Origin of the sequence: Prevotella sp. MGM1 (genome assembly GCF_002933775.1) — a bacterium.
Classification (GTDB): Bacteria; Bacteroidota; Bacteroidia; order Bacteroidales; family Bacteroidaceae; genus Prevotella.
In genome coordinates this window covers 1-878 of record NZ_BEWV01000173.1, presented here as the reverse complement: position 1 = coordinate 878, position 878 = coordinate 1, and the positions used below count along the sequence as shown (strand labels likewise).

Sequence of the window (878 nt, the reverse complement as noted above, 5' to 3'; positions counted from 1 at the left end):
CGACCAGGTTCCTATCGCCAAAGACCTCATCACCGGTGTCGACTTCATGAAAGAGAGCGACGTTGTGGAAGTTGTGAGCGACGCCGACACGGAGACAATTCTCTATGCCGAGATGCCGGTGAAGACCAACCTGCGCATCACACACAGTGAGCCGGGTGTGAAAGGCGACACCGCCACAAACGCCACCAAGCCCGCGACACTCGAGACAGGCGTTGAGATACGCGTTCCGCTGTTTATCAACGAAGGCGACCTCATCCAGGTGGACACCCGCGATGGAAGCTACCTGCAACGCGTGAAAGAATAAGAAACCGCGGGTTTGCAATTCCGAATAACGGTTTTTTTGAGTTGTCGGGCCGTGCCCGGTGCTGAGTCCAATGTTTTTTGAATTATCGTAATTCACGGCTCCGCATCGGTCGCCGCCCGACAATTTGCAGATATAACCACTTGACCGATAAATCAAAACTTGTCACAGAAATGAAGTATTCCGTTATCGTTCCCGTGTTCAACCGTCCCGATGAGGTGGACGAACTGCTGGAAAGTCTCACAGGGCAGACATTCAATGACTTTGAGGTTATAATCGTCGAGGACGGTTCCGAACGCGACTGCCGTGCGGTGGCGGAAAGATACGGTGCCGCATTGGACGTGAAATACTATGTGAAAAAGAACTCGGGACCGGGGCAGAGCCGCAACTACGGAGCCGAACGGGCATCGGGCGAGTATCTCATCGTGCTCGACTCGGACGTGGTGCTGCCGCCGGGGTACATGCAGGCCGTGGACGACGAGCTGGCCGCTGAGCCGGCAGACGCTTTCGGGGGGCCGGACAGCGCGCACCCCTCGTTCACCGACACCCAGAAGGCTATATCCTACTCGATGACGAG

Annotated in this window: 1 protein-coding gene and 1 pseudogene; both read left to right on the top strand. The window is 56.0% G+C overall.

The window, feature by feature from the left end:
• Window positions 1–304: pseudogene (locus MoGM_RS06475) on the top strand (elongation factor P); the annotation flags it as partial.
• A gap of 170 nt (window positions 305–474) precedes the next feature.
• Window positions 475–878 (top strand): glycosyltransferase family A protein (locus MoGM_RS06470; protein WP_146078673.1); only part of this gene is annotated, 404 nt, incomplete at its 3' end.